Raw genomic sequence first — 20569 nt, 5'->3', positions numbered from 1 at the left:
GGCAACGGGGTGGGAGAGTAGGACGCCGCCGGACAACCATCACCGACAGGGCCCCAGCCATCCGGCTGGGGTCCTGTCGCGTCATGAGGGCCCTGCCGCTGTCTGGAGGCCTGTCGCGTTCCGCGGCTGCGGACCAGGCGGCCGTCGCATACGGGTCCAGGTGCATATGAGTTGCGGCGCTCGCCATTCCTCTGGCACTCCCGTTGCCTACGACGTGATGTAGCGGCGCCATTCTCGAGCGCGTTCCCGGGATCTACCGGATCCTGCTGGGGGAGCGCGTCCCTCGTCGTCCGTGGGACGGGCTGCGGCCGTGCTCGTCAGCGGCGGCGGGCGTCCCTCGTGGTCGCGCCGACGTTGTCGGCGAGCCAGCGGTTCAGCGGTCCGAACGCGCGCCAGGCCGCGCGGACCTCGTCGAGCGCCCGGCGGTCGTGCAGCCAGTCCGCCGGGTCCCAGCGCCGGGAGGCGTGCAGGGACTTGTGGCGCAGCAGCGCGGCCCGCGCGTCGTCCACGTCGAAGCCCTTCGGCACGCGGGTGAGCCGATCGCCCTCGATGCCGTACCCGGCGGCGGACAGCGTGCCGAGCTCGTCGAGCAGCCGGGCTCCCTGGACGCCATCGGCCACCCCGCGCCGGAACCGGTCGACCTGGTCGGACTCCAGTCGCCAGGCACCGCCGGCGACCAGCAGCCCCTCGGCGGATATCTGCACGTACCAGGCGCCGACGCCCGACCCCTCCCGTGCCACGACCGCCCCCTGGTGCGTCTTGTAGGGCGTCTTGTCGTTGCTGAACCGGACGTCGCGGTAGGGCCGGAACACCTTGGCCGGGCCGAACTCGCCGGCGAGCTCGTCGAGCATCGCCTGCAGCGGGGCGCGCACCTGCTCCTCGTAGACGGCCTTGTGGCGGGTCCAGTAGGTCTTCGAGTTGTCCGCCTCGAGCCCCTCGTAGAAGACCAGGCCCGCGTCGGGGAAGCCCTGGAAGGTCACGCGCCGCCCTCCTCCACAGCGGAGCCGCTGCCGAGCACCGTGTGCCAGCGGACCTCCCGCAACGGCACGTCACCCGTGTCCAGCGTCCGTGCCCAGCCGTCACGGTCCCAGCCGGCGGACTCGAGGAAGCCGGCCGAGACCGCGTCCTGCTCCGGGAGCCACATCTGCAGCCGGCCGGCGCCGGTCGCCGCCGCCAGGTCGCTCACGGCGGCGAGCAGTCTGCTGCCGTGCCCGCGCCGTCCCCACCGGGGCTCCACGAGCAGCGCGGCCACCTCCGTCGTCGGGCCCTCGGCCGACGGCCGCTCACCGGCCCCGAGTTCTGCCGGTCCGTACGCGGCGAACCCGACGACGGTCTGCCGCTCCAGCGCGACCAGCACCCCGTGTCCAGGAGTGGGCGGCGAGACCACCGCGGCCCGCCACGTCGCCTCGGCGGCGGTGGCCTCCCACGAGTCGAGGACGGCGGCCGGCAGCAGGTCCCGGTACGCCGTCCGCCAGGTCAGCTCCTGGACGCGCGCGATCGCCGCGGCGTCGTCCGGCCGGGCCGGGCGCACCGACACCTCGGCCGTGCCGGTCCGGCGCGGGAAGGCCGGGGACGGGTCCATCCGGGCAGGGTAGGCGGACCGGCGCCGGGAACGTCAGTCCCACCTGTTGCAATGACCCGGTGACCACCACGACCGGCGCGACGGGACGGCGAGCCGTCCCCACCCTCGACGCGCGCCCCGTCACCGGCGGCGTGGTGGCCGCGCTGGGCACCGTCTACCTCGTCTGGGGCTCGACGTACCTGGCGATCAAGTACACGGTGACCGCGCTGCCGCCGCTGCTGGCCATGGGCGGCCGCTTCCTGGTGGCCGGCGTGCTGCTGCTCGCGGCGGTCGTGCTCCTGCGCGGCCCCGGCGTGCTGCGGATGACCCGGTCGCAGGCGGCGACGGCCGCGGTGTGCGGGTTGCTGCTCCTCCTCGGGGGCAACGGGATGGTCGCCGTCGCCGAGCAGGACGTCGACTCCGGCCTCGCCGCACTGCTCATCGCGAGCACGCCGCTGTGGGTGGTCGCCCTGCGCGCCCTCCTCCGCGACCGCCCGTCGCCGGTCACGGTCGCCGGCCTGGTCCTCGGTCTGGTCGGCGTCGGTCTGCTGCTCGCCCCGGGCATCGGTGGTCCCGGCCGCCTCGGCCCGCTGCTGCTGGTGTGCCTCGCCGCGGCGCTGTGGGCCGGCGGCACCGTGCTCGCGACCCGGCGTCCCCTCCCGGCCGATCCCTTCGTCACCACGGTCGTCGAGATGCTGGCCGGCGGTGCGGCCATGGTGGTCGTGGGCTCGTTGGCCGGCGAGTGGGGTCGGCTGGAGCCGGCCGCCGTCCCGGCGTCCTCGTGGATCGCGCTGGCCTACCTGGTCGTGGCCGGCAGCCTGGTGGCCTACAGCGCCTACGTCTGGTTGCTCGCCCGCGCGCCGGTCTCGCTCACCACCACCTATGCCTACGTGAACCCGGTGGTCGCCGTGGCGCTCGGGGCGCTCTTCCTCGGTGAGCCGCTGACGACGGACGTGCTCGTCGGCGGCGGCATCATCGTGGCGGCGGTGGCGCTGGTCATCAGTTCGCGCGGCGGTCCGCGCCGGCGCCGTCCCGGGCGCGTCCGCGGCCGCACCGCCACGACCGGGGCCGTCGTGGGTACGGGGCAGGACCGGACGACGTGAGCGCACCGCCGACGGAGCGGCTGCCGGCGGCGCTGGCCCGCCGGATCGCCCTCGCCGCCCAGGGGTTCGCCGAGCCGCGGCCGTCCGGCGCGGTCGGCACGCGGCAGCTGCGCCGGTTGGCCGACCGCTTGGCGGTCCTGCAGATCGACTCGGTCAACGTGCTGTCGCGGGCGCACTACCTGCCCGCCTTCAGCCGCCTGGGCCCGTACCCCCGCAGTGCCCTCGATGCGTTGACCGGCCGGCGCCACGAGCTGTTCGAGTACTGGGCGCACGAGGCCTCGTTCCTCCCGGTGCGGCTGCACCCCTGCCTGCGCTGGCGGATGGCCGCCGCCGAGGAGCACGCCTGGGGCTCGATGGTGCGCATCCAGCGCGAACGGCCGCACTACGTGGCCGAGGTGCTCGACCGGGTCCGCACCGACGGCCCGGTCAAGGCCAGCGACCTGGCCGAGCCGAGACCCGATCGGCCGGGCAGCATGTGGAACTGGCACGCCGGCAAGGTCGCGCTCGAGTGGCTGTTCTACGCCGGCGCGCTCACCAGCCGGGGCCGCACGGCCGCCTTCGAGCGCGTCTACGACCTGCCCGAGCGGGTGCTGCCCGCCGACGTCCTGACCGCGCCCACGCCCGCCGCGGCCGACGCGGCACGCGAGCTGGTGCGCACCGCCGCGTCGGCGCTCGGCGTGGCCACCGAGCGCGACCTGCGCGACTACTTCCGCCTCCGGCCCGCCCAGGCGCGGACGGCGATCGCCGAACTCGTCGAGTCGGGGGAGCTGCTCCCGGTCGAGGTGACCGGCTGGAACGCGCCGGCCTGGCTCGACCCGAGGGTGCGGCGGCCGCGGCGGATCCGGGCCAGGGCGCTGCTCAGCCCCTTCGACTCCCTGGTCTGGGAGCGGCCGAGGGTCGAACGGATCTTCGGCTTCCGCTACCGCATCGAGATCTACACCCCCAAGGCGAAGCGGGTGCACGGCTACTACGTGCTGCCCTTCCTGCTCGGTGACCAGTTCGTCGCCCGCGTCGACCTCAAGGCCGACCGGCACGCCGGCGTGCTGCGGGTGCAGGCCGCGCACGCCGAGGAGGGCGCCGACCGCCCGCTGGTCGCCGCGGCACTCGCGGCGGAACTCCGGTCGATGGCCGGCTGGCTGGGCCTCGACGACGTCGGCGTCGCCGACCGTGGCGACCTGGCCGGCGACCTCGTCCGCGTCCTGGAACGCCCCCTCGCGCTCCGCTGAGGCGGCAGATCAGGCCGGCGCGTGCGCGGCCCGGACGATGCGCACGTCACCGGAGACCGTGCGCGCGGTGATGGACACGGTGGCGGGTCCGGCCCGGTCGTCGGCCGCGGCGGCGCCCTCCTCCGCGGTCAGTTCGGAATGCATGCGGCCGGACGCGCTCGACAGCTCCAGCCACACGCGCTGCCCGGGGGCCACGCCGACCGTGGTGTCACCGGACACCGTCGTGAGCCGCACCCGCCCCTGCTCGACGGCGTCGATGCGGACGTCGCCGGAGGCGGTGCCGACCGACACTTCCGCCCCGGCGCGCCCGACGGCGACGTTCCCGGACGCGGTCCGCACCTCCAACCGGTCGCCGGCGGTGTCGACGCGCAGGTCGCCCGACGCCGTGCCCACCGTGGCGCGGTCGGCCACGCTGCCGACCCGCACGTCGCCGCTCGCGCTGCGCAGGTTCAGCTCCCTCGCCGACTCGACCGCGACGTCCCCGCTGGCGGCGGTGACGGTGAGCGCGCCGACCGGGCCGCGCACGTCGACGTCCGCCGAGGCGACCGCCAGCCGGGCGTCGGTCGCCGCGGGACCGCGCACGGTGACCGCGAACCGCGGGGTGCGGAACAGCCAGCGCTCCGGCACGGTGACCCGCACGCGCTGCGGCCGCTCGCCGTCCGAGGACGAGGTTGCGATGTCGACCGCCTCCAGCAGCTGCGCGGCAGCCGGATCGAGGGCCTCGACGCGCACCTCGACGCGACCGCCGCCCTCGCGCGCGGTCAGGGCCACCGATCCGGCGGGATTGCGGACATCGACCGCCAGCGGACCGTCGACCGGGAAGGATTCCTCGCGGACGGACATGGGGACCTCCTGGGAGTGACGGGCCGCTAGCTGCGGGCGTATCCGGACCAGCGCCGCGGACCGCGGCCGCCGGACGGACCGGACCACGGGGCACGTTCGGCGCGCAGCGCGTCGGCGACGGCCCGGCCCAGCCACGCGTTCAGCGACGTCCCTGCACCGGCCGCGGCCTGCTCGGCGCGGTCCTTGAGGAAGTCGGGCAGCCGCAGGCTGATCCGCACGACGGGACTGTCGTCGTCCGTCGAGGCGGCCGGGTCCTCGTCCGGCACCGGACCGTGCGGCGCCGGGGTCACGACCACCTCCGGATCCCCGCCCCGCACCCGGACGTCGACCGTAGGCCCGTCGAGCGCCGCAGTGACCTGCGCGGCCATCTCCGACAGGGCGTCGATCAGCACGAGCCGGACGGCGGGCCCCATGGCGTCGGCCAGGAGGCGGGCGGTCTCCTGCGCCTGGGGCGTCCCGGCCGCGGCGGCCGCGGCGAGTGCCTCCCGAAGCTCTCCGACATGGCGGTCCAGCTCCATGGCGCCATGGTGGCACCACTATGACGTCATGGCAAGGAGACGTGGCGTCACACGGGAGGCATGGCGGGGAGTCGGGGAGTCGAACGGAGGCGGCCGCCGGACGTGGCCGCGCCCGCTGCTCCCTCGCCATCCCGCGGGGCTCTGCCCTCCGCCCCGGAGGGGCGCGCCGGACCGGTGGGACGGGTGGGACGCCGATCGCTTCCGCCGCTGCCGGCGCGTCCGGGGCCGCACGTAGGCTCGGCCCGTGCCCCAGATCGTGCCCCTCCAGGTCCAGGTCATCGCCCAGACGCAGTTCGCCCCGCCCGCGGACGTGCCCTGGGAGACCGACGTCGAGGGCGGCCAGGCCCTCGCCGAGTTCGCCGGCCGGGCCTGCTACCAGTCCTGGAACAAGCCGAACCCGGCGACCGCGACCAACGCGGGCTACCTGCGGCACATCCTCGAGGTCGGGCACCTGTCGGTGCTCGAGCACGGCACCGTGAGCATGTACCTGTCCGGGGTCTCCCGGTCGCTCACCCACGAGCTCATCCGGCACCGGCACTTCTCCTACAGCCAGCTCTCCCAGCGGTACGTGCCCGAGCGCGACGCCGCGTTCGTCGAGCCCGCCGTCATCGCCGAGGATCCCGAGCTGCACCAGCGCTTCCTCGATGCCGCCGACGCCGCGCTCTCGGCCTACAACGACCTGCTCGAGGGGCTGGAGAAGCGGTTCGCCGACGTCCCCAACGCCACCCTGCGGCGCAAGCAGGCCCGGCAGGCGGCCCGCGCGGTGCTGCCGAACGCCACCGAGACGCGCATCGTCGTCACCGGCAACTACCGGGCGTGGCGGCACTTCGTCGCGATGCGGGCCAGCGAGCACGCCGACGTGGAGATCCGCGAGCTGGCCGTGGCCTGCCTGCGGGAGCTGCAGCGGGTGGCCGGCCACGTCTTCGACGACTTCCGGATCAGCACCCTGGCCGACGGCACCGAGGTGGCCGCCAGCCCGTACGTGAGCGAGGGATGAGCTCCCGACCGGCCGCCCGCCGTCACCGTCCGGACGGTGTCGGCGCGGGTCGGTAGATTCCTCCCATGACCACCGACCCGGCCCGCCCGTTCGGGCGGGTGCTGACGGCCATGGTGACGCCCTTCGCCGAGGACGGCTCGATCGACCTCTCCGGCGCGCAGGAGCTGGCCGCCCACCTGGTCGACCGGCAGGCGCACGACGGGCTGGTCGTCCTGGGCACCACGGGAGAGGCGCCGACGATCAGCGACGGCGAGCAGCACGCCGTCCTCGAGGCGGTGATGGACGCCGTCGGAGACCGGGCCACCGTGGTCGCGGGGGTCGGCACCAACGACACCGCCCACTCCATCGAGCGCGCCCGGTCCGCCGCCGGCCTCGGCGTCCACGGCCTGCTCGTGGTCACGCCGTACTACAACCGGCCGACGCAGGCCGGCCTGCTCCGTCACTTCACCGCGGTCGCCGACGCCACCGACCTGCCGGTGATGCTCTACGACATCCCGCCGCGCTCGCTGGTGCCCATCCACGTCGAGACGCTGGTCCGCCTGTCCGAGCACCCGCGGATCGTCGCGGTCAAGGACGCCAAGGGGAACCTGGGCGACGTCGCCTGGACCCTCGCCCGCACCGACCTCGCCTACTACAGCGGCGAGGACATGCTCAACCTGCCGCTGCTGGCGATCGGCGCGGTCGGCGTGGTCAGCGTGGTCGGCCACCTCGTCGGCCCGCGGCTGGCCGAGCTCGTCGCCGCGGTCGAGTCCGGCGACCTGGTGAAGGCCCGGGCCGTCAACGAGAGCCTGCTGCCCGTCTACACCGGTGTCATGGGCGGCGGCCAGGGCGCGATGATGATCAAGGCCGCGCTCAACGCGCTCGGCCTGCCGGCGGGTCCGACGCGGCCGCCGCTGGTCGACGCGACCCCCGAACAGCTCGCGCAGCTGCGCGCCGACCTCGCCGCTGGAGGCATCGACCTGTGACCCTGAACCCCGTGCGCAGCCATCCGTGAGCGGCCAGGTCACCCAGCCGCACCTCGACCTCCAGGCGCCGCCGCCGCTGCCCTCCGGCGGCCTGCGCCTCATGGCCCTCGGCGGCCTCGGCGAGATCGGCCGCAACATGGCCGTGCTCGAGTACGAGGGCCGTCTGCTGGTCATCGACTGCGGCGTCCTGTTCCCCGAGGCCGAGCAGCCCGGCATCGACCTGATCCTGCCCGACTTCGGCGTGATCGAGCACCGGCTCGACGACATCGCGGCCGTCGTCCTCACCCACGGGCACGAGGACCACATCGGCGCCATCCCCTACCTGCTGCGGTTGCGTGGTGACATCCCGCTGGTCGGCTCGCGCTTCACGCTCGCGCTGGTCGCCGCGAAGCTCCGCGAGCACCGGATCGAGCCGACCCTGGTCGAGGTCGCCGCCGGCGACGACCACGTCGCCGGGCCCTTCCACTGCGAGTTCATCTCGGTCAACCACTCGATCCCCGACGCGCTGGCCGTCGCCGTGCACACCCCCGCGGGCCTGCTGGTCCACACCGGCGACTTCAAGATGGACCAGCTGCCGCTCGACGGCGTGCTGACCGACCTGGGCGCCTTCGCCCGGCTCGGCATGGAGGGCATCGACCTGCTGCTCGCCGACTCCACCAACGCAGAGATCCCCGGGTTCGTCACTCCGGAGCGCTCCATCGGCCCGGTGCTCGACGACGTCTTCGCCCGCGCCACGCAGCGGCTGATCGTCTCCAGCTTCGCCAGCCACGTGCACCGCATCCAGCAGGTGCTCGACTGCGCGGAGATGCACGGGCGGAAGGTCGCCCTCGTCGGCCGGTCGATGGTGCGCAACATGGGCGTCGCCCGCGACCTCGGCCTGCTCCGGGTGGCCCCGGGGCTCATGGTGTCCCTCGACGAGGCCGCGGCCATGCCGCCCGAGCAGGTCGTCCTGGTGTCCACCGGGTCGCAGGGCGAGCCCCTGTCGGCGCTCGGCCGGATGGCCCGCGGCGAGCACTCCCAGGTCACCATCGAGGCCGGCGACACCGTCGTCCTCGCGTCCTCGCTCGTGCCGGGCAACGAGACCGCCGTCTACAAGGTGATCAACGGCCTGGCCCGGCTCGGCGCGACCGTGGTGCACAAGGAGACCGCGCGGGTGCACGTGTCCGGGCACGCCCCGGCCGGCGAGCTGCGCACCCTGCTGAACGTGGCCAAGCCGCGCTACCTGATGCCCGTGCACGGGGAGTGGCGGCACCTGCGGGCCCACGCCGCGCTGGCCGAGGAGACCGGCATGACCGCCGACCGGGTCATCCTGGCCGAGGACGGCGTGGTGGTCGACCTCGTCGACGGCAAGGCGTCGATCACCGGGTCGGTGCCGATCGGCGACGTCTACGTCGACGGGGTCAACGTCGGCGACGTGGGCGAGGAATCGCTGCAGGCCCGGCGGATCCTCGGCGACGAGGGCTTCGTGGCGCTCACCGTCGTCATCGAGCCGTCGACGCGCACCATCGTGCGGCCGGTGCACCTGTCCACCCGCGGCTTCTCCGACGACCCGGCCGCCTTCGACGAGGCGCTCGCCCTCGTCGAGGCGAACCTGCGCCGCGAACTGGACGACGGCGAGGTCGACGCGCACCGGCTGGCGCAGGTGATCCGCCGGACGGTCGGCAAGTGGGTCTCCGACCGGCACCGCCGCCGCCCGATGATCATCCCCACCGTCCTCGAGGTCTAGCGGAGCGGATTCGTCGCGGTCACCTCGATGTCGCGGTCACCTCGATGTCGCGGTCACCTCGATGAATCCACTCCGACGACCTGGATCGGCGTGATGCCCTCGCCAGGCGGGAGGTCGAAGCGCCAGACCTGGGCGTAGAACGACAGTTCGCCGTCCAGGGCGGCGCGGATGTTCTCCGCCCGGCGGAAGCCGTGCTGCTCGCCGGAGAACAGCAGGTAGGCGTGCGGCACACCCTTCGCCCGCAGCGCCGCCACGATCAGCTCGGCCTGCGCCGGCGGCACCACCGCGTCCTCCTCGCCCTGGAAGACGGCCAGCGGGGTGTCGAGCGCGTCGACGTGGTTGATGGGGGAGCGCTCCTCGTAGACCGCGCGGCCCGAGGGCCAGGGCGCGACGAGGCCGTCGAGGTAGCGCGACTCGAACTTGTGGGTGTCGCCGACGAAGGCGCTCAGGTCGGCCAGCCCGTAGTGGCTGGCGCCGGCGGTGAACGTGCCCGGTCGCATCGTGAGTGCGGCCAGGGTCGTGTACCCGCCGGCCGAGCCCCCGCGGATGGCCAGCCGCGCCGGGTCGACCCGGCGGGCGTCGACCAGGAACCGCACGCAGGCCTCGACGTCGTCGAGGTCGACCACCCCCCATCCGCCCTTCAGCGCCTCGCGGTAGCGGCGGCCGTAGCCGGTGGAGCCGCGGTAGTCGACGTCGGCGACGCAGAACCCCCGCGAGGTCCAGTACTGGATGCCCAGGTTGAGCACCGCGGACGTCGCCCCGGTCGGGCCGCCGTGCACGACCACCAGCAGCGGCGGGCGCTCGCCATCGGGCACGCCGGCGTCCGGGTTGGCCGGCGGGTAGACCAGCGCGTGCGCCTCCGCGACGCCGGTGCCGCGGTCGGGCGTCGGGAACGTCACCGGCTCGGGCCGGGAGAACCAGGCCGGGTCCAGGCCCAGATCCCGGGCCGGGCGCAGCACGTCAGCGGCGCCGCCGTCGGCAGGGATCCGCAGCACCACCGGCTCGGCGTCCGGGCCGCCGGCGACGCACACCACCGACGTGCCCTGCGCGCGCACCTGCGCGTACGCGGCGTACGGAAGGTCCAGCTCGCGCGGCGCGCCACCGGGCTCGAGCACCGCCAGCCGGTCCGCCCCGTCGCGGGGGTAGGCCAGCGCGATCCGCCCGTCGGCCAGCAGTGCGTACCGGCTCTGCCCGAACACCCACTGCGGGAGGGCGATGTCGCTGCCGGCGTCGAACACCAGCTCGGCGTCGCCGCCGGGGCGCCAGCGGTACAGCGACCACGCGTCGGTGCGGTCGCACAGGAACCACAGCGTGCCGTCGGCGGCCCACCTCGGCTGGACGGCGGACTCACCGGGTCCGCCGGCGACCACCGACTCCGCCCCGTCGACGGACCGGACGACGAGCTGCGCGGCGTCCCACGGCATGTCCGGGTGCTGCCACTGCAACCAGCACAGCGCACCGTCGGGTCCCTGTCGGGGATCGGACACAAAGTCCGGCCCGCTCACCAGCAGCGTGGCCGTGCCGTCCCCGTCGATCCGGACGACCTCGTTCACCACCGCCGCGGGCCCGCCGCCGGCGGGGTGTGTCTCGCGGACGGCGAGCACCGACCCGTCCGGGGTCACCTGCAGGTCGGCGAAGCGGACGCCGGCGGGCGCGTCCGGCGCTGGGGTCACGGCGCGCGGCTCGGCGTCGCCCGGGGTCAGGCGGTGCAGCCGCTGGTCGGCGAACTCGGTGAACCACAGCACGCCGTCCGCGACTGTCCAGGCGCCGCCGCCGTACTCGTGCACGCGGGTCCGCGCGTTCCACGGCGGGGGCAGGACGTCGTCGACCGTCCCGGTCCCGGTGCGACGGACGACGGCCGACCGGCCACCCTCGGCCGGGCGGCCCTCCGACCACCACACGTCCACGCCGTCGACGCACACCTCGCCGAGCCGCGCGGCGGCCCGCACGACGAGGTCGGACGTGATCGGGGTGGGCCAGCTGCCGCAGGGGAGGGGCGTGGGCATGCCCCGAACGGTAGGACCCGGGTGCCGGTGGGGGACACGACGGCCCGCCTGCCCGCGCCGGGCTGCCCGGGCGATTACCGTCCGACGCATGGCTGCCCGCACCACGTCCTCCCGCCGCCCGGCGGGCAAGGCGCCCGCGCGGAGCCGCTCCGGGTCGACGGCGGCGCGCAAGCGGCCGCCGGCCAAGCGGGCGTCGAGCGCGCGCAGGCCCGCCGCGCGGAGCTCGTCCGGCCCCGGCCTGCTCCGGGTCATCGGCGGCGGTTGGTCACTGCTGGCCCGCGGCGCCGGCGGGCTGGCCCGCTCGGTGGCCCGGCCGGAGGAGGCCGAACCGCTGGCCCCCGAGCACCGGCGCGACGGCGTCGGCCTGGCGGTGCTCGGGCTGGCGATCGTGCTGGGCGCGGCGGTGTGGAGCGACGGCATCGGGCCGGTCGGCGCCGCCATCGCCACGTCGGTCCGCTGGGGTGTCGGCACGCTGGTCGTCGTCCTGCCCGTGCTGCTGTTCCTCGTCTCGCTGCGGCTGCTGCGCCGTGCCCCCCGCCCGGAGGCGCGGGGCCGCCTGGCCATCGGCTGGCTGTTCACCCTCGCCTCGGTGCTGGGCATCGCGCACGTCGTCGGCGGAGGCCTGGAGGCCGGGCCGCCGCAGGGCGTGCCGGGCTCGGGCGGGCTCACCGGGTGGGCGGTCGGGACGCCGCTCGCCGCGGGGCTGGGCTCGACCGTGGCGGTCCTCCTCATGGTGCTGATGGCCTTCTTCGGCCTGCTCGTCATCACCGCCACGCCGGTGCACCAGATCCCCGAGCGGCTGCGCGACTTCGGGGACCGGCTGCTCGGCCGCGCCGACTACGACGGCGACGAGGACGACGGGTACGAGGACGAGCCGGACGAGGAGGACCTCGAACCCGAGCCGGAGCCCACCGGCCGGCGCGGGCGGCGCAAGGCGCGCGCGCTGGAGCGGAGCCTGCCGGAGGACCTGCTCACCACCGGCCCGGTCGACACCGGCGCCCTCGCGGCCGGCGAGCCCCTCGGCCGCGGCGTCCCGGCGATCGACTCCGCCGCCTACGACGAGGCCCTCGAGGCGACGGCGACCACGCCGCCGGTGCACACGACGCTGCGCCCGCCGGTGGTCGACCGCACGGCGCCGCCGGAGGACCTCCCCCCGGTCGCCGAACCCGAGCAGCTGTCCATCCAGCCGGTCGAGGGCGACTACGCGCTGCCCTCGATCAGCATGCTGCGCCCCGGCGACCCGCCGCGCGCCCGGTCGAAGGCCAACGACGTGGCCATCGACGCGATCACCGGCGTCCTGGAGCAGTTCAACATCGACGCCGCGGTCACCGGCTTCACCCGCGGGCCGACGGTCACCCGTTACGAGGTGGAGCTCGGCCAGGGCGTGAAGGTCGAGAAGATCACGGCGCTGACCCGCAACATGGCCTACGCGGTGGCCAACGACAACATCCGCATCCTGGCGCCGATCCCCGGTAAGTCGGCGGTGGGCATCGAGGTGCCCAACACCGACCGCGAGAAGGTCAGCCTGGGCGACGTCCTCCGCTCGCAGGCGGCCAAGCAGGATCCGCACCCCATGCTGGTCGGCCTGGGCAAGGACATCGAGGGCGGCTTCGTCTGCGCCAACCTGGCCAAGATGCCGCACCTGCTCGTCGCGGGTGCCACCGGAGCCGGCAAGTCCAGCTGCATCAACTCGCTGCTGACCTCGCTGCTGCTGCGGGCCACGCCCGAGCAGCTGCGGATGATCCTGGTCGACCCGAAGATGGTCGAGCTGACGCCCTACGACGGCATCCCGCACCTGATCACGCCGATCATCACCGACCCGAAGAAGGCCGCCACCGCGCTGGCCTGGCTGGTCGAGGAGATGGAGCAGCGCTACCAGGACATGCGGGCGTCCGGCGTCCGGCACATCGACGATTTCAACCGCAAGGTGGAGCGGGGCGAGATCACCGCCCCGCCGGGCAGCGAGCGGGTGTACCGGACCTACCCGTACATCCTCGCCGTGGTCGACGAGCTGGCCGACCTGATGATGGTCGCGCCCCGCGACGTCGAGGACTACATCGTCCGCATCACGCAGAAGGCCCGCGCCGCCGGCATCCACCTGGTGCTGGCCACGCAGCGCCCGTCGGTCGACGTCGTCACCGGCCTGATCAAGGCCAACGTGCCCTCGCGGCTGGCGTTCTCCACCTCGTCGCTGACCGACAGCCGGGTCATCCTCGACCAGCCGGGCGCGGAGAAGCTCATCGGCATGGGTGACGCGCTGTTCCTGCCGATCGGCGCGGGCAAGCCGATGCGCGTGCAGGGCGCCTTCGTCTCCGACACCGAGATCGAGGCGGTCGTCGAGTTCACCAAGCGGCAGGCCGAGCCGGAGTACCGCGAGGAGGTCTTCTCGGCCGGCGGCGGCGGCGAGAAGAAGGAGATCGACGAGGACATCGGCGGCGACCTCGACCTGCTGGTCCAGGCCGTCGAGCTGATCGTCACCAGCCAGTTCGGCTCCACCTCGATGCTGCAGCGCAAGCTGCGGGTCGGCTTCGCCAAGGCCGGCCGGCTCATGGACCTCATGGAGAGCCGGGGCATCGTCGGCCCGTCGGAGGGGTCCAAGGCGCGCGACGTGCTGGTCAAGCCCGACGAGCTCGAGTCGGTGCTGATCACCCTGCGCGGCGGGGAGTAGCCGGACGCCCTGCCCCCGCTCCCCGCCCCGGGTGGCGGGCACGCGGCCGTCGGGCGGCGGGCACGCGGCCGTCCGGCGGCCCGCACGCGGCCGTCCGGCGGCCCGCGCTCCGGCGACTACGATGGCCCGGTGACAGCAGCGCCCCGCACCGCCCGCACCGTGGCGCTGGTGACCCTCGGTTGCGCCCGCAACGAGGTCGACTCCGAGGAACTGGCCGGTCGGTTGGCCGCCGAGGGCTACGAGCTGGTCGACGACGCCGACGGTGCCGACGCCGTCCTGGTCAACACCTGCGGCTTCATCGAGTCGGCGAAGAAGGACTCCGTCGACGCACTCCTGTCCGCCACCGACTCCGGCGCCTCCGTGGTCGCCGTCGGCTGCATGGCCGAGCGCTACGGCTCGGAACTGGCCGGGGCGCTGCCGGAGGCCACCGTCCTCGGGTTCGACGACTACGCCGCGATCGGCGACCGGCTCGACGACGTGCTCGCCGGCCGTCCGCTGGTGCCGCACGACCCCCGTGACCGGCGCACGCTGCTGCCGGTCAGCCCGGTGCAGCGGGCCTCGGTCGTGGCCGGCGCGACCGCGGCGGCCGACGTCCCGTCGCTGCCCGGGCACGACTGGCTGCGCCGCCGCCGGCTGGCCGGAGGCCCCTCGGCCGCGCTGAAGCTGGCCTCCGGCTGCGACCGCCGCTGCGCGTTCTGCGCCATCCCCTCGTTCCGCGGCGCGTTCGTCTCCCGCCCGCCCGGCGAGGTCCTCGCCGAGGCGCGGTGGCTGGCCGGTCAGGGCGTCAGCGAGCTGGTGCTGGTCAGCGAGAACTCCACCTCCTACGGCAAGGACCTCGGCGACCTGCGCGCGCTGGAGGCGCTGCTGCCGCAGCTGGCCGCCGTCGAGGGCGTGGCCCGGGTGCGGGTGGCCTACCTGCAGCCGGCGGAGCTGCGCCCCGGTCTCCTCGAGGTCATCGCCACCGCGCCGGGAGTGGCGCCGTACTTCGACCTGTCCTTCCAGCACTCCTCGCCGTCGCTGCTGCGGCGCATGCGCCGCTTCGGCGGCACCGACGACTTCCTCGGGCTCATCGCCCGGGCACGGGCGCTGGCCCCGTCGGCCGGCTTCCGCACCAACGTCATCCTCGGCTTCCCCGGTGAGACCGAGGACGACGTCGCGGAGCTCGAGCGCTTCCTCGTCGCGGGCCGGCTCGACGCCGTCGGGGTCTTCGGCTACTCCGACGAGGAGGGCACCGAGGCCGCGGGCCTGCCCGGCAAGCTCGACCAGGCCGAGATCGACGCCCGGGTCCGCCGCATCACCGACCTGGTCGAGGAGCTCACCGCCCAGCGGGCCGACGAGCGCGTCGGCGAGCGGGTCGACGTGCTGCTGACCGACGACCTCTCCGCCGAGGAGGAGCCGGGGGTGTGGGCCGGTTCGGCCGCCCACCAGGACCCGGACGCCGACGGCACGACCACCGTCGCCGGGGTGCCCGCCGCGGCCGTCGCCGGGCAGCTGGTCCCGGCCGTGGTCGAGGCCGCCGAGGGCGTCGACCTGCTCGCCCGGGCGGCGTCCCCGGTTCCGGTCCCCGCACGGCTCGCGGCGCAACGATGAGCGGCGCGGCGCGCGACCCGGGTCCGGTCCGGCGTGCGCCGGACGGGCGCGGGCCGCGTCTGGTCAACCTGCCCAACGCGCTGACCGTCCTCCGGCTGGCCAGCGTGCCGCTGTTCGCCGTCCTGCTGCTGCGCGACGGCGGTGCCGACGACGCGGGCCGCTGGTGGGCCGCCGTCGTCTTCGCGCTGGCCATCGCCACCGACTGGTACGACGGGATGCTGGCCCGGCGCACCGGTCAGGAGACGGAGTTCGGCAAGCTCGTCGACCCGATCGCCGACAAGGCGCTCACCGGCACGGCCCTGGTCGGCCTGTCGGTGCTCGGGCTGCTGGCCTGGTGGGTCACCGTCGTGATCCTCGTCCGCGAGTGGGGCGTGACGCTGCTGCGCCTGTGGGTCATCCGGCACGGGGTCATCCCCGCCAGCCGCGGGGGCAAGTGGAAGACGGTCGCCCAGTCGGTGGCCATCGGCCTGTACATCCTGCCGCTGGGCGGTGTGCTGGCCGCGGCCCGCTGGTGGGTGATGGCCGTGGCCCTGGTGCTGACCGTCGTGACCGGTCTCGACTACGTCGTCCGGGCCCTGCGGCTGCGCCGCGCCGGCGCGGCGGCGACGTCCGCGGCGGGCGCCCGGCGGCCGCCCGGCGCCCGGACCGACACGGCGGCCTGAGCGCCGGCCGGGGAACGCCGCCCGGCAGCCGGGCGTTACGCCATCAGCGGACGGCCGCCGGTCGGCCGACCCCGGGGCGCGGCTCCGCGTACCGTGAGCGCACGGTGCCGGAAACGGCGCCGCCGCCCCCCACGCAGGACAGGAGACGGCCATGACGTTGCTGCGCACCCAGCTCGGTACCTCGCTGCGCAGCCACCGGCTCCGCCAGCGCCGCACGCTGCGCGACGTCTCCGGCGCCGCCCGGGTCAGCCTGGGGTACCTGTCCGAGGTCGAGCGGGGGCAGAAGGAGGCCTCCTCCGAGCTGCTCGCCTCGATCTGCGACGCCCTCGACCTGGAGCTGGCCGACCTGCTGGTGGAGGTCGGCGCCAGCCTGCGCACCGCCGCCCCGACCCCGACCGCGGACCCGGCATCCGCCCCGGTGCCCACGCCGGCCTCCGCCGCCGGCGGGGAGGAGCCCGCTCTCGCGCTGGTCGGCTCGGGTCCGGCGCCGGCGCGGTCGGTACTGCGCCGGGGAGCGGTCTCGCTGGCGGCCTGAGCGCCCCTCGTCCGTGGTCGACCGGCCGGTCACCGCCGGTGCAGCGGCAGCGCGCGGGTGAGCACGAGCCGGTCGGCGCCCGGGCCGGCGTGGCCGGCCGACGGCGTGACGCGCGCGCCGAACCGCCGGGCCAGTCCGAGGACGGCGCCGTCGCCGGGGACCGCGACCGCCTGGACGACGCGGGCGCCGGTCCCGGCGGCCAGGGCCGCGAAGCGCTCGAGCAGCCGGACGGCGACTCCGTGGCGGCGGTGCGCCGGGTCGACGGCCAGTGCCTGGACCACGGCCAGCCGGTCGGCGGTGACCAGGCCGAGCAGGTAGCCGGCGTCGCGGTCGTCGGGCGTCAGCGCGACGGCGCCGAAGCCGCCGAGCTGGTGGAAGAACAGCGGGTCGTGCAGGGCGCGTACGTCGCCCGGCGGCAGCGCGCTGTCGGACCAGAACGCGTCGGCACGGGCCAGCAGCCGGTCGCGCAGCGCACCCGCGGACAGCTCCTCGATGCCGACCAGCCGCAGGCCGCCGCTCACCGGACGGCTGCGCCTCCCGCCCGGGCGGCGTCCAGCTCGGCTCGGGTGGGCGGGTCGGCGCCGACGCGGGTGCAGTTCAGCGCGGCGACCAGGGCCGCGTCGTCGACCAGGCGCAGCAGGTCGTCGTCCGACAGCGCCTCGAGCGCCGCGCGATCGGCCACGCCGGTGTCCAGCAGCCCGGCGAACAGGCCCGCGGCCAGCGAGTCACCGGCGCCGACCGTGTCGGCGACGGTCACCCGCGGGGGCGCCCGGTGCAGAAGCGCCCGGCCGGGGCGAGCGACCCGCAGCGGCGCGCTGCCGTCGGTGAGCAGCACCAGGGCCGGCCCGCGCTCGGCCCAGCGGCGCGCGGCGTCGTCCAGGTCGGTGGTGGCCGGCTCCAGCCAGGTCAGGTCCTCGGCGCTGACCTTCACGACGTCGGCGCGGGCGAGGAGCCGCTCCAGCCGCTCGCGGACCGCGGCGCCGGTGTTGCCCAGCAGCCGCGCGGGCGGCCCGTCGGCCAGCATCGGGCGGATGTTCGGGTCGACGCTGACCAGGGCGCTGCCGTGCAGCCGCTCGACCAGCCGGGCGATCGCCTCGCAGCCGGGCGCGGTCCAGGAGGAGATCGAGCCCACGTGGACGATGCCTGGGCGGGCGGGCAGGACCCGGGCCAGCTCCTCGTCGGTCCACTGCCAGTCGGCCGCGCCGGCGACGTGGAAGCCGTAGTCCGGGGAGCCGTCGGGACCGAGCCCGACGACGGCCAGGCTCACCGGTTGGGTCGCCGGGACGAAACCCGCCGGGTCGACCCCCGACAGCTCGGCGTGCCGCCGCAGTGCGGGCGCCAGCGGCCCGGCGCCCAGCCGGGCCAGCAGCCGCACCGGGGTGCCCAGCCGGCCGGCCGCCACCGCGACGTTGAGCGCGTTCCCCCCGGGCCGGGCGACGTACTGGGGCGCCGTCCCCTCCGGACCGGCCCCGGCCTCGGGCACGGGCAGCAGGTCGACGACCAGCTCGCCGAGCACGCACAGCACGGGTGGATCGGCGGGAGCGGGGCCGTCGGGCACGGCAGCACCCTAGCCGCGACCCGCCAACGGGTGGATCCGTTGGCTGCGGCCGGTGACCACCTGGGACGATGGACGGCGACGAGCATCGACGGGCCGGCGACCGCGCCGGAGCAGGAGGAACCATGCCCAACCCGTTCGTGAAGCTGTGGAGGTACCTCACGGCGTCGGCCAACCAGAAGATCGACGAGCGGGCCGATCCGAAGGTGCAGATCGCCCAGGCCATCGAGGCCGAGCAGCAGCGCCACCAGGCCCTGGCCAACCAGGCCGCGGCCGTGCTCGGCAACCAGCGGCAGCTGGAGATGCGGCTCAACCGGCAGCTCGGCGAGGTCGAGCGGCTGCAGTCGTCGGCCCGCCAGGCGCTCGTGCTCGCCGACCGCAGCCGGGCCGCCGGCGACGGGGCCAAGGCGACGGAGTACGAGAACGCCGCGCAGGCCTTCGCCACCCAGCTGGTCGCCGCCGAGCAGTCGATGGAGGACCTCAAGCGCAGCCACGACGAGGCGCTGCAGGCCGCCGAGCAGGCGCGGGGCGCGGTGGAGCAGAGCCGGATGCGGCTGCAGACGACGCTGGCCGAGCGCACGAAGCTGATGAGCCAGCTCGAGCAGGCCCGCATGCAGGAGCACGTGGCCGCCTCGCTGCGGCAGGTCAACGAGCTGTCCGCGCCGGGCAACACGCCCAGCCTCTCGGAGGTGCGCGACAAGATCGAGGCGCGCTACGCGCACGCCCTCGGGCAGGCCGAGCTGGCCCAGACCTCGGTCGAGGGCCGGATGCTCGAGGTGCAGAAGGCCACCCTCGACATCGCCGGCGCCTCGCGGCTCGACCAGATCCGCGCGGCGATGACCACCGGTCCGCAGGCGGTCGAGGGTGCGCCGACGGCGGCCGGGGCGATCGAGGCCGGCGAGGCCCAGCAGCCGGCCGCGCAGCAGCCGGCCGACGAGCCCACACCGCAGCCCGCCGAGCGCCCCGAGCAGCAGGCCTGACGTCATCCGGGCTGGCCGTGTCCTTCCCCGCTTACCCGCCGGACCGGTACCGCGGCGCGGACGGCGAGGTGAGCGCGGTGCTCCGGCGCGCCGGCTCGCCACCCGAGCTGACCACGCCGACGGGCAACGCGACGCACTACCTGGCCACCGGGGCGCTCACCGGTGGTGACTTCGGGCTGTACCGGTGGGACATGGGCGCGACCCCGAGCGGGCCGGGTCCCCACTTCCACCGGAGCATCGGCGAGTCGTTCTTCGTGCTGACCGGCACCGTCCGGTGGTACGACGGCGCCCGCTGGGTCGACGCAGGGCCGGGTGACTTCCTGTACGTCCCGCCCGGCGGCGTCCACGGCTTCCGCAACGAGTCGGGCGGGCCGGCGTCCATGCTGCTGTTGTTCACGCCCGGGGCACCCCGGGAGGACTACTTCGAGACCCTGGCCCACGCCGCCCGGCGCGATGCGATGACCGAGGAGGAACGGGCGGCCTTCTACCTCCGCCACGACACGTTCTGGGTCGATCCGGCCTGAGCGTGCCGTCCCCGGCCGCTCCTCGGAGGGGGGAGCCGAGGGCGTGCGCCGACACACCGTCCCGAGGCGGGGATTCGGGGCCTGGGCGCACACGCGCCGCCCGCCGCCCGGGTCAGGTCGCGGTGGGCAGCATCGGTGGCCGACCCGGCTCGCCGGTGCGGGCCCGCGGGTCGATCGGCGACCGCGCGGCCTGGCAGCGGGGGCACCACCAGGTGACCCGCTCCTGCAGGTCCGGCCCCTGGTCGCCGAGCAGGATCGGCGTGCCGCAGCGGCGGCAGGGGCGGCCCTTGCGTCCGGCGACCCAGTGGTCGGACCCGCGGCGCAGGTCGCCGGTGGTGCTCTGCTCCGGCCGGTCGCGGTTGACCAGCATGAGCGTCCGCGCCCGGTCCACCAGAGCGGCGAGGTCGGCGACGTCCGCGACCCGCGTCCACGGGTGGACGCCGCACAGGAACAGCGACTCGACCTTGTACAGGTTGCCGATGCCCGCGAGGTTGCGCTGGTCGAGCAGGGCGACGCCGATCTGCTCGTCGGGCGTCGCGCGCAGCCGGCGCAGCGCCTCGTCGAGGTCCCAGTCGGGCCCCAGCACGTCGGGCCCGAGGTGGCCGACCAGCCGGTCCTCCTCCGAGGTCGGCACGAGCGCGACGTCGTGCAGCCGGTAGCCGACGCACTCCCACTCGTCGGTCGCCAGGACGGCCCGGACGGCGAACGCCGGACCGCCCCGCCAGCGGGTGCCGTGCCGGTAGATGTGCCAGCTGCCGTCCATCCGGTAGTGGGTGCGCAGCGTCCGGCCGTCGGTGAAGCGGGTCAGCATGTGCTTGCCCCGCGGGACGACCTCGCGCACCGTCGCCCCCGCCAGGTCGACGGCGGCCAGCTGCGGCACCCGCAGTTCGCCGCGGCGCAGCGTGGCGCCGGCGAGCGCGGTGTGCATGCGCTTGGCCGCCAGCCAGACGGTGTCTCCCTCGGGCACGGCACCGATTGTCCCCGGGCGGCGTCCGCGCTGCTCGAACGCCCTGTGAGCCCTGTGACATCCGGGAAGGACCGCGCGGCCCCGGACGCTGTGCGGTGGCGATGGTGATGCCGACCCGACGCCGCGCCCGCTCAGCCGCCACG

At 75.4% G+C, this 20569-nt stretch carries 19 protein-coding genes; 11 read left to right on the top strand and 8 right to left on the bottom strand.

Features of this window, described 5'->3' with window-relative positions; genetic code table 11:
- Positions 1-317: 317 nt before the first annotated feature.
- Together OF117_RS03630 and OF117_RS03625 are read right to left on the bottom strand one after the other, a co-directional pair.
- Positions 318-980: a DUF2461 domain-containing protein gene (locus tag OF117_RS03630; protein WP_263551424.1), complete on the bottom strand. Its 663-nt coding sequence runs from the start codon at positions 978-980 to the stop codon at positions 318-320.
- The gene (locus OF117_RS03625) at positions 977-1582 is read right to left on the bottom strand and encodes a GNAT family N-acetyltransferase (protein WP_263551423.1); all 606 of its coding nucleotides are present in this window, start codon (positions 1580-1582) and stop codon (positions 977-979) included. Before OF117_RS03625 ends, OF117_RS03630 begins: the two co-directional genes overlap by 4 nt.
- 59 nt (positions 1583-1641) lie before the next feature.
- On the opposite strand from OF117_RS03625, the gene OF117_RS03620 reads away from it, so the two are divergent.
- Together OF117_RS03620 and OF117_RS03615 are read left to right on the top strand one after the other, a co-directional pair.
- The gene (locus OF117_RS03620; protein ID WP_263551422.1) at positions 1642-2664 is read left to right on the top strand and encodes an EamA family transporter; all 1023 of its coding nucleotides are present in this window, start codon (positions 1642-1644) and stop codon (positions 2662-2664) included.
- Positions 2661-3890, top strand: coding sequence for a winged helix-turn-helix domain-containing protein (locus OF117_RS03615; RefSeq protein WP_263551421.1), 1230 nt, complete (start codon positions 2661-2663; stop codon positions 3888-3890). Before OF117_RS03620 ends, OF117_RS03615 begins: the two co-directional genes overlap by 4 nt.
- 9 nt (positions 3891-3899) lie before the next feature.
- Here the strand turns inward: OF117_RS03615 and OF117_RS03610 are convergent, their stop codons facing one another.
- Together OF117_RS03610 and OF117_RS03605 are read right to left on the bottom strand one after the other, a co-directional pair.
- On the bottom strand, positions 3900-4733 hold the full coding sequence (locus OF117_RS03610) for a DUF4097 family beta strand repeat-containing protein (protein WP_263551420.1): 834 nt from the start codon (positions 4731-4733) through the stop codon (positions 3900-3902).
- A 26-nt stretch (positions 4734-4759) separates the two neighbouring features.
- Positions 4760-5251, bottom strand: coding sequence for a hypothetical protein (locus OF117_RS03605; protein ID WP_263551419.1), 492 nt, complete (start codon positions 5249-5251; stop codon positions 4760-4762).
- A 244-nt stretch (positions 5252-5495) separates the two neighbouring features.
- Between OF117_RS03605 and thyX the strand changes: the two genes are divergently transcribed.
- The 3 genes from thyX to OF117_RS03590 all read left to right on the top strand — a co-directional run bounded on the left by thyX (position 5496) and on the right by OF117_RS03590 (position 8939).
- On the top strand, positions 5496-6248 hold the full coding sequence (gene thyX / locus OF117_RS03600; RefSeq protein WP_263551418.1) for an FAD-dependent thymidylate synthase: 753 nt from the start codon (positions 5496-5498) through the stop codon (positions 6246-6248).
- A gap of 65 nt (positions 6249-6313) precedes the next feature.
- Positions 6314-7213 carry a 4-hydroxy-tetrahydrodipicolinate synthase gene (dapA, locus tag OF117_RS03595; RefSeq protein WP_263551417.1) on the top strand — a complete coding sequence of 300 codons (900 nt, stop codon included), beginning with the start codon at positions 6314-6316 and terminating at the stop codon, positions 7211-7213.
- A gap of 25 nt (positions 7214-7238) precedes the next feature.
- Complete coding sequence (locus OF117_RS03590; protein WP_318014212.1) at positions 7239-8939, top strand: ribonuclease J; 1701 nt, start codon at positions 7239-7241, stop codon at positions 8937-8939.
- 53 nt (positions 8940-8992) lie between these two features.
- Here OF117_RS03590 and OF117_RS03585 read toward each other — a convergent pair whose 3' ends face one another.
- A complete protein-coding gene (locus tag OF117_RS03585; protein WP_263551416.1) occupies positions 8993-10945 on the bottom strand; it encodes a prolyl oligopeptidase family serine peptidase in 1953 nt (650 codons plus the stop codon).
- An 88-nt stretch (positions 10946-11033) separates the two neighbouring features.
- Here OF117_RS03585 and OF117_RS03580 point away from each other — a divergent pair, with 88 nt between their 5' ends.
- From OF117_RS03580 to OF117_RS03565, 4 genes are all read left to right on the top strand, one after another.
- Positions 11034-13613 carry an FtsK/SpoIIIE family DNA translocase gene (locus tag OF117_RS03580; RefSeq protein ID WP_263551415.1) on the top strand — a complete coding sequence of 860 codons (2580 nt, stop codon included), beginning with the start codon at positions 11034-11036 and terminating at the stop codon, positions 13611-13613.
- Between the two features lie 129 nt (positions 13614-13742).
- Positions 13743-15203: a 30S ribosomal protein S12 methylthiotransferase RimO gene (gene rimO, locus OF117_RS03575; RefSeq protein WP_263551414.1), complete on the top strand. Its 1461-nt coding sequence runs from the start codon at positions 13743-13745 to the stop codon at positions 15201-15203.
- Positions 15200-15865: a CDP-diacylglycerol--glycerol-3-phosphate 3-phosphatidyltransferase gene (gene pgsA, locus OF117_RS03570; RefSeq protein WP_263551413.1), complete on the top strand. Its 666-nt coding sequence runs from the start codon at positions 15200-15202 to the stop codon at positions 15863-15865. Before rimO ends, pgsA begins: the two co-directional genes overlap by 4 nt.
- 151 nt (positions 15866-16016) lie before the next feature.
- A complete protein-coding gene (locus tag OF117_RS03565; protein ID WP_263551412.1) occupies positions 16017-16400 on the top strand; it encodes a helix-turn-helix domain-containing protein in 384 nt (127 codons plus the stop codon).
- Positions 16401-16429: 29 nt separating this feature from the next.
- Here OF117_RS03565 and OF117_RS03560 read toward each other — a convergent pair whose 3' ends face one another.
- Together OF117_RS03560 and OF117_RS03555 are read right to left on the bottom strand one after the other, a co-directional pair.
- Positions 16430-16921, bottom strand: a complete 492-nt coding sequence (locus OF117_RS03560) for a GNAT family N-acetyltransferase (protein WP_263551411.1) — start codon at positions 16919-16921, stop codon at positions 16430-16432.
- A complete protein-coding gene (locus OF117_RS03555; protein WP_263551410.1) occupies positions 16918-17958 on the bottom strand; it encodes a PfkB family carbohydrate kinase in 1041 nt (346 codons plus the stop codon). Before OF117_RS03555 ends, OF117_RS03560 begins: the two co-directional genes overlap by 4 nt.
- 122 nt (positions 17959-18080) lie before the next feature.
- Here OF117_RS03555 and OF117_RS03550 point away from each other — a divergent pair, with 122 nt between their 5' ends.
- Complete coding sequence (locus tag OF117_RS03550; protein WP_263551409.1) at positions 18081-18935, top strand: PspA/IM30 family protein; 855 nt, start codon at positions 18081-18083, stop codon at positions 18933-18935.
- Positions 18936-18952: 17 nt separating this feature from the next.
- Complete coding sequence (locus tag OF117_RS03545) at positions 18953-19459, top strand: cupin domain-containing protein (protein ID WP_263551408.1); 507 nt, start codon at positions 18953-18955, stop codon at positions 19457-19459.
- Positions 19460-19571: 112 nt separating this feature from the next.
- Here the strand turns inward: OF117_RS03545 and OF117_RS03540 are convergent, their stop codons facing one another.
- Positions 19572-20426 (bottom strand): DNA-formamidopyrimidine glycosylase family protein, encoded by an 855-nt coding sequence (locus OF117_RS03540; protein ID WP_263551407.1) that lies wholly within the window; start codon positions 20424-20426, stop codon positions 19572-19574.
- Between the last annotated feature and the right edge of the window lie 143 nt (positions 20427-20569).

The organism is Geodermatophilus sp. YIM 151500, from assembly GCF_025716945.1.
Taxonomy (GTDB): Bacteria; Actinomycetota; Actinomycetes; order Mycobacteriales; family Geodermatophilaceae; genus YIM-151500.
Note: the sequence above shows the minus strand (reverse complement) of the source record. Positions and strands in the feature narration are given on the sequence as shown.

Coding starts and splice junctions, on each gene's coding strand:
- OF117_RS03550 (WP_263551409.1), top strand. CDS start 18,081: ATGCCCAACCCGTTCGTGAAGCTGTGGAGGTACCTCACGGCGTCGGCC.
- dapA (WP_263551417.1), top strand. CDS start 6,314: ATGACCACCGACCCGGCCCGCCCGTTCGGGCGGGTGCTGACGGCCATG.
- pgsA (WP_263551413.1), top strand. CDS start 15,200: ATGAGCGGCGCGGCGCGCGACCCGGGTCCGGTCCGGCGTGCGCCGGAC.
- OF117_RS03565 (WP_263551412.1), top strand. CDS start 16,017: ATGACGTTGCTGCGCACCCAGCTCGGTACCTCGCTGCGCAGCCACCGG.
- OF117_RS03610 (WP_263551420.1), bottom strand. CDS start 4,733: ATGTCCGTCCGCGAGGAATCCTTCCCGGTCGACGGTCCGCTGGCGGTC.
- OF117_RS03625 (WP_263551423.1), bottom strand. CDS start 1,582: ATGGACCCGTCCCCGGCCTTCCCGCGCCGGACCGGCACGGCCGAGGTG.
- OF117_RS03605 (WP_263551419.1), bottom strand. CDS start 5,251: ATGGAGCTGGACCGCCATGTCGGAGAGCTTCGGGAGGCACTCGCCGCG.
- OF117_RS03580 (WP_263551415.1), top strand. CDS start 11,034: ATGGCTGCCCGCACCACGTCCTCCCGCCGCCCGGCGGGCAAGGCGCCC.
- OF117_RS03585 (WP_263551416.1), bottom strand. CDS start 10,945: ATGCCCACGCCCCTCCCCTGCGGCAGCTGGCCCACCCCGATCACGTCC.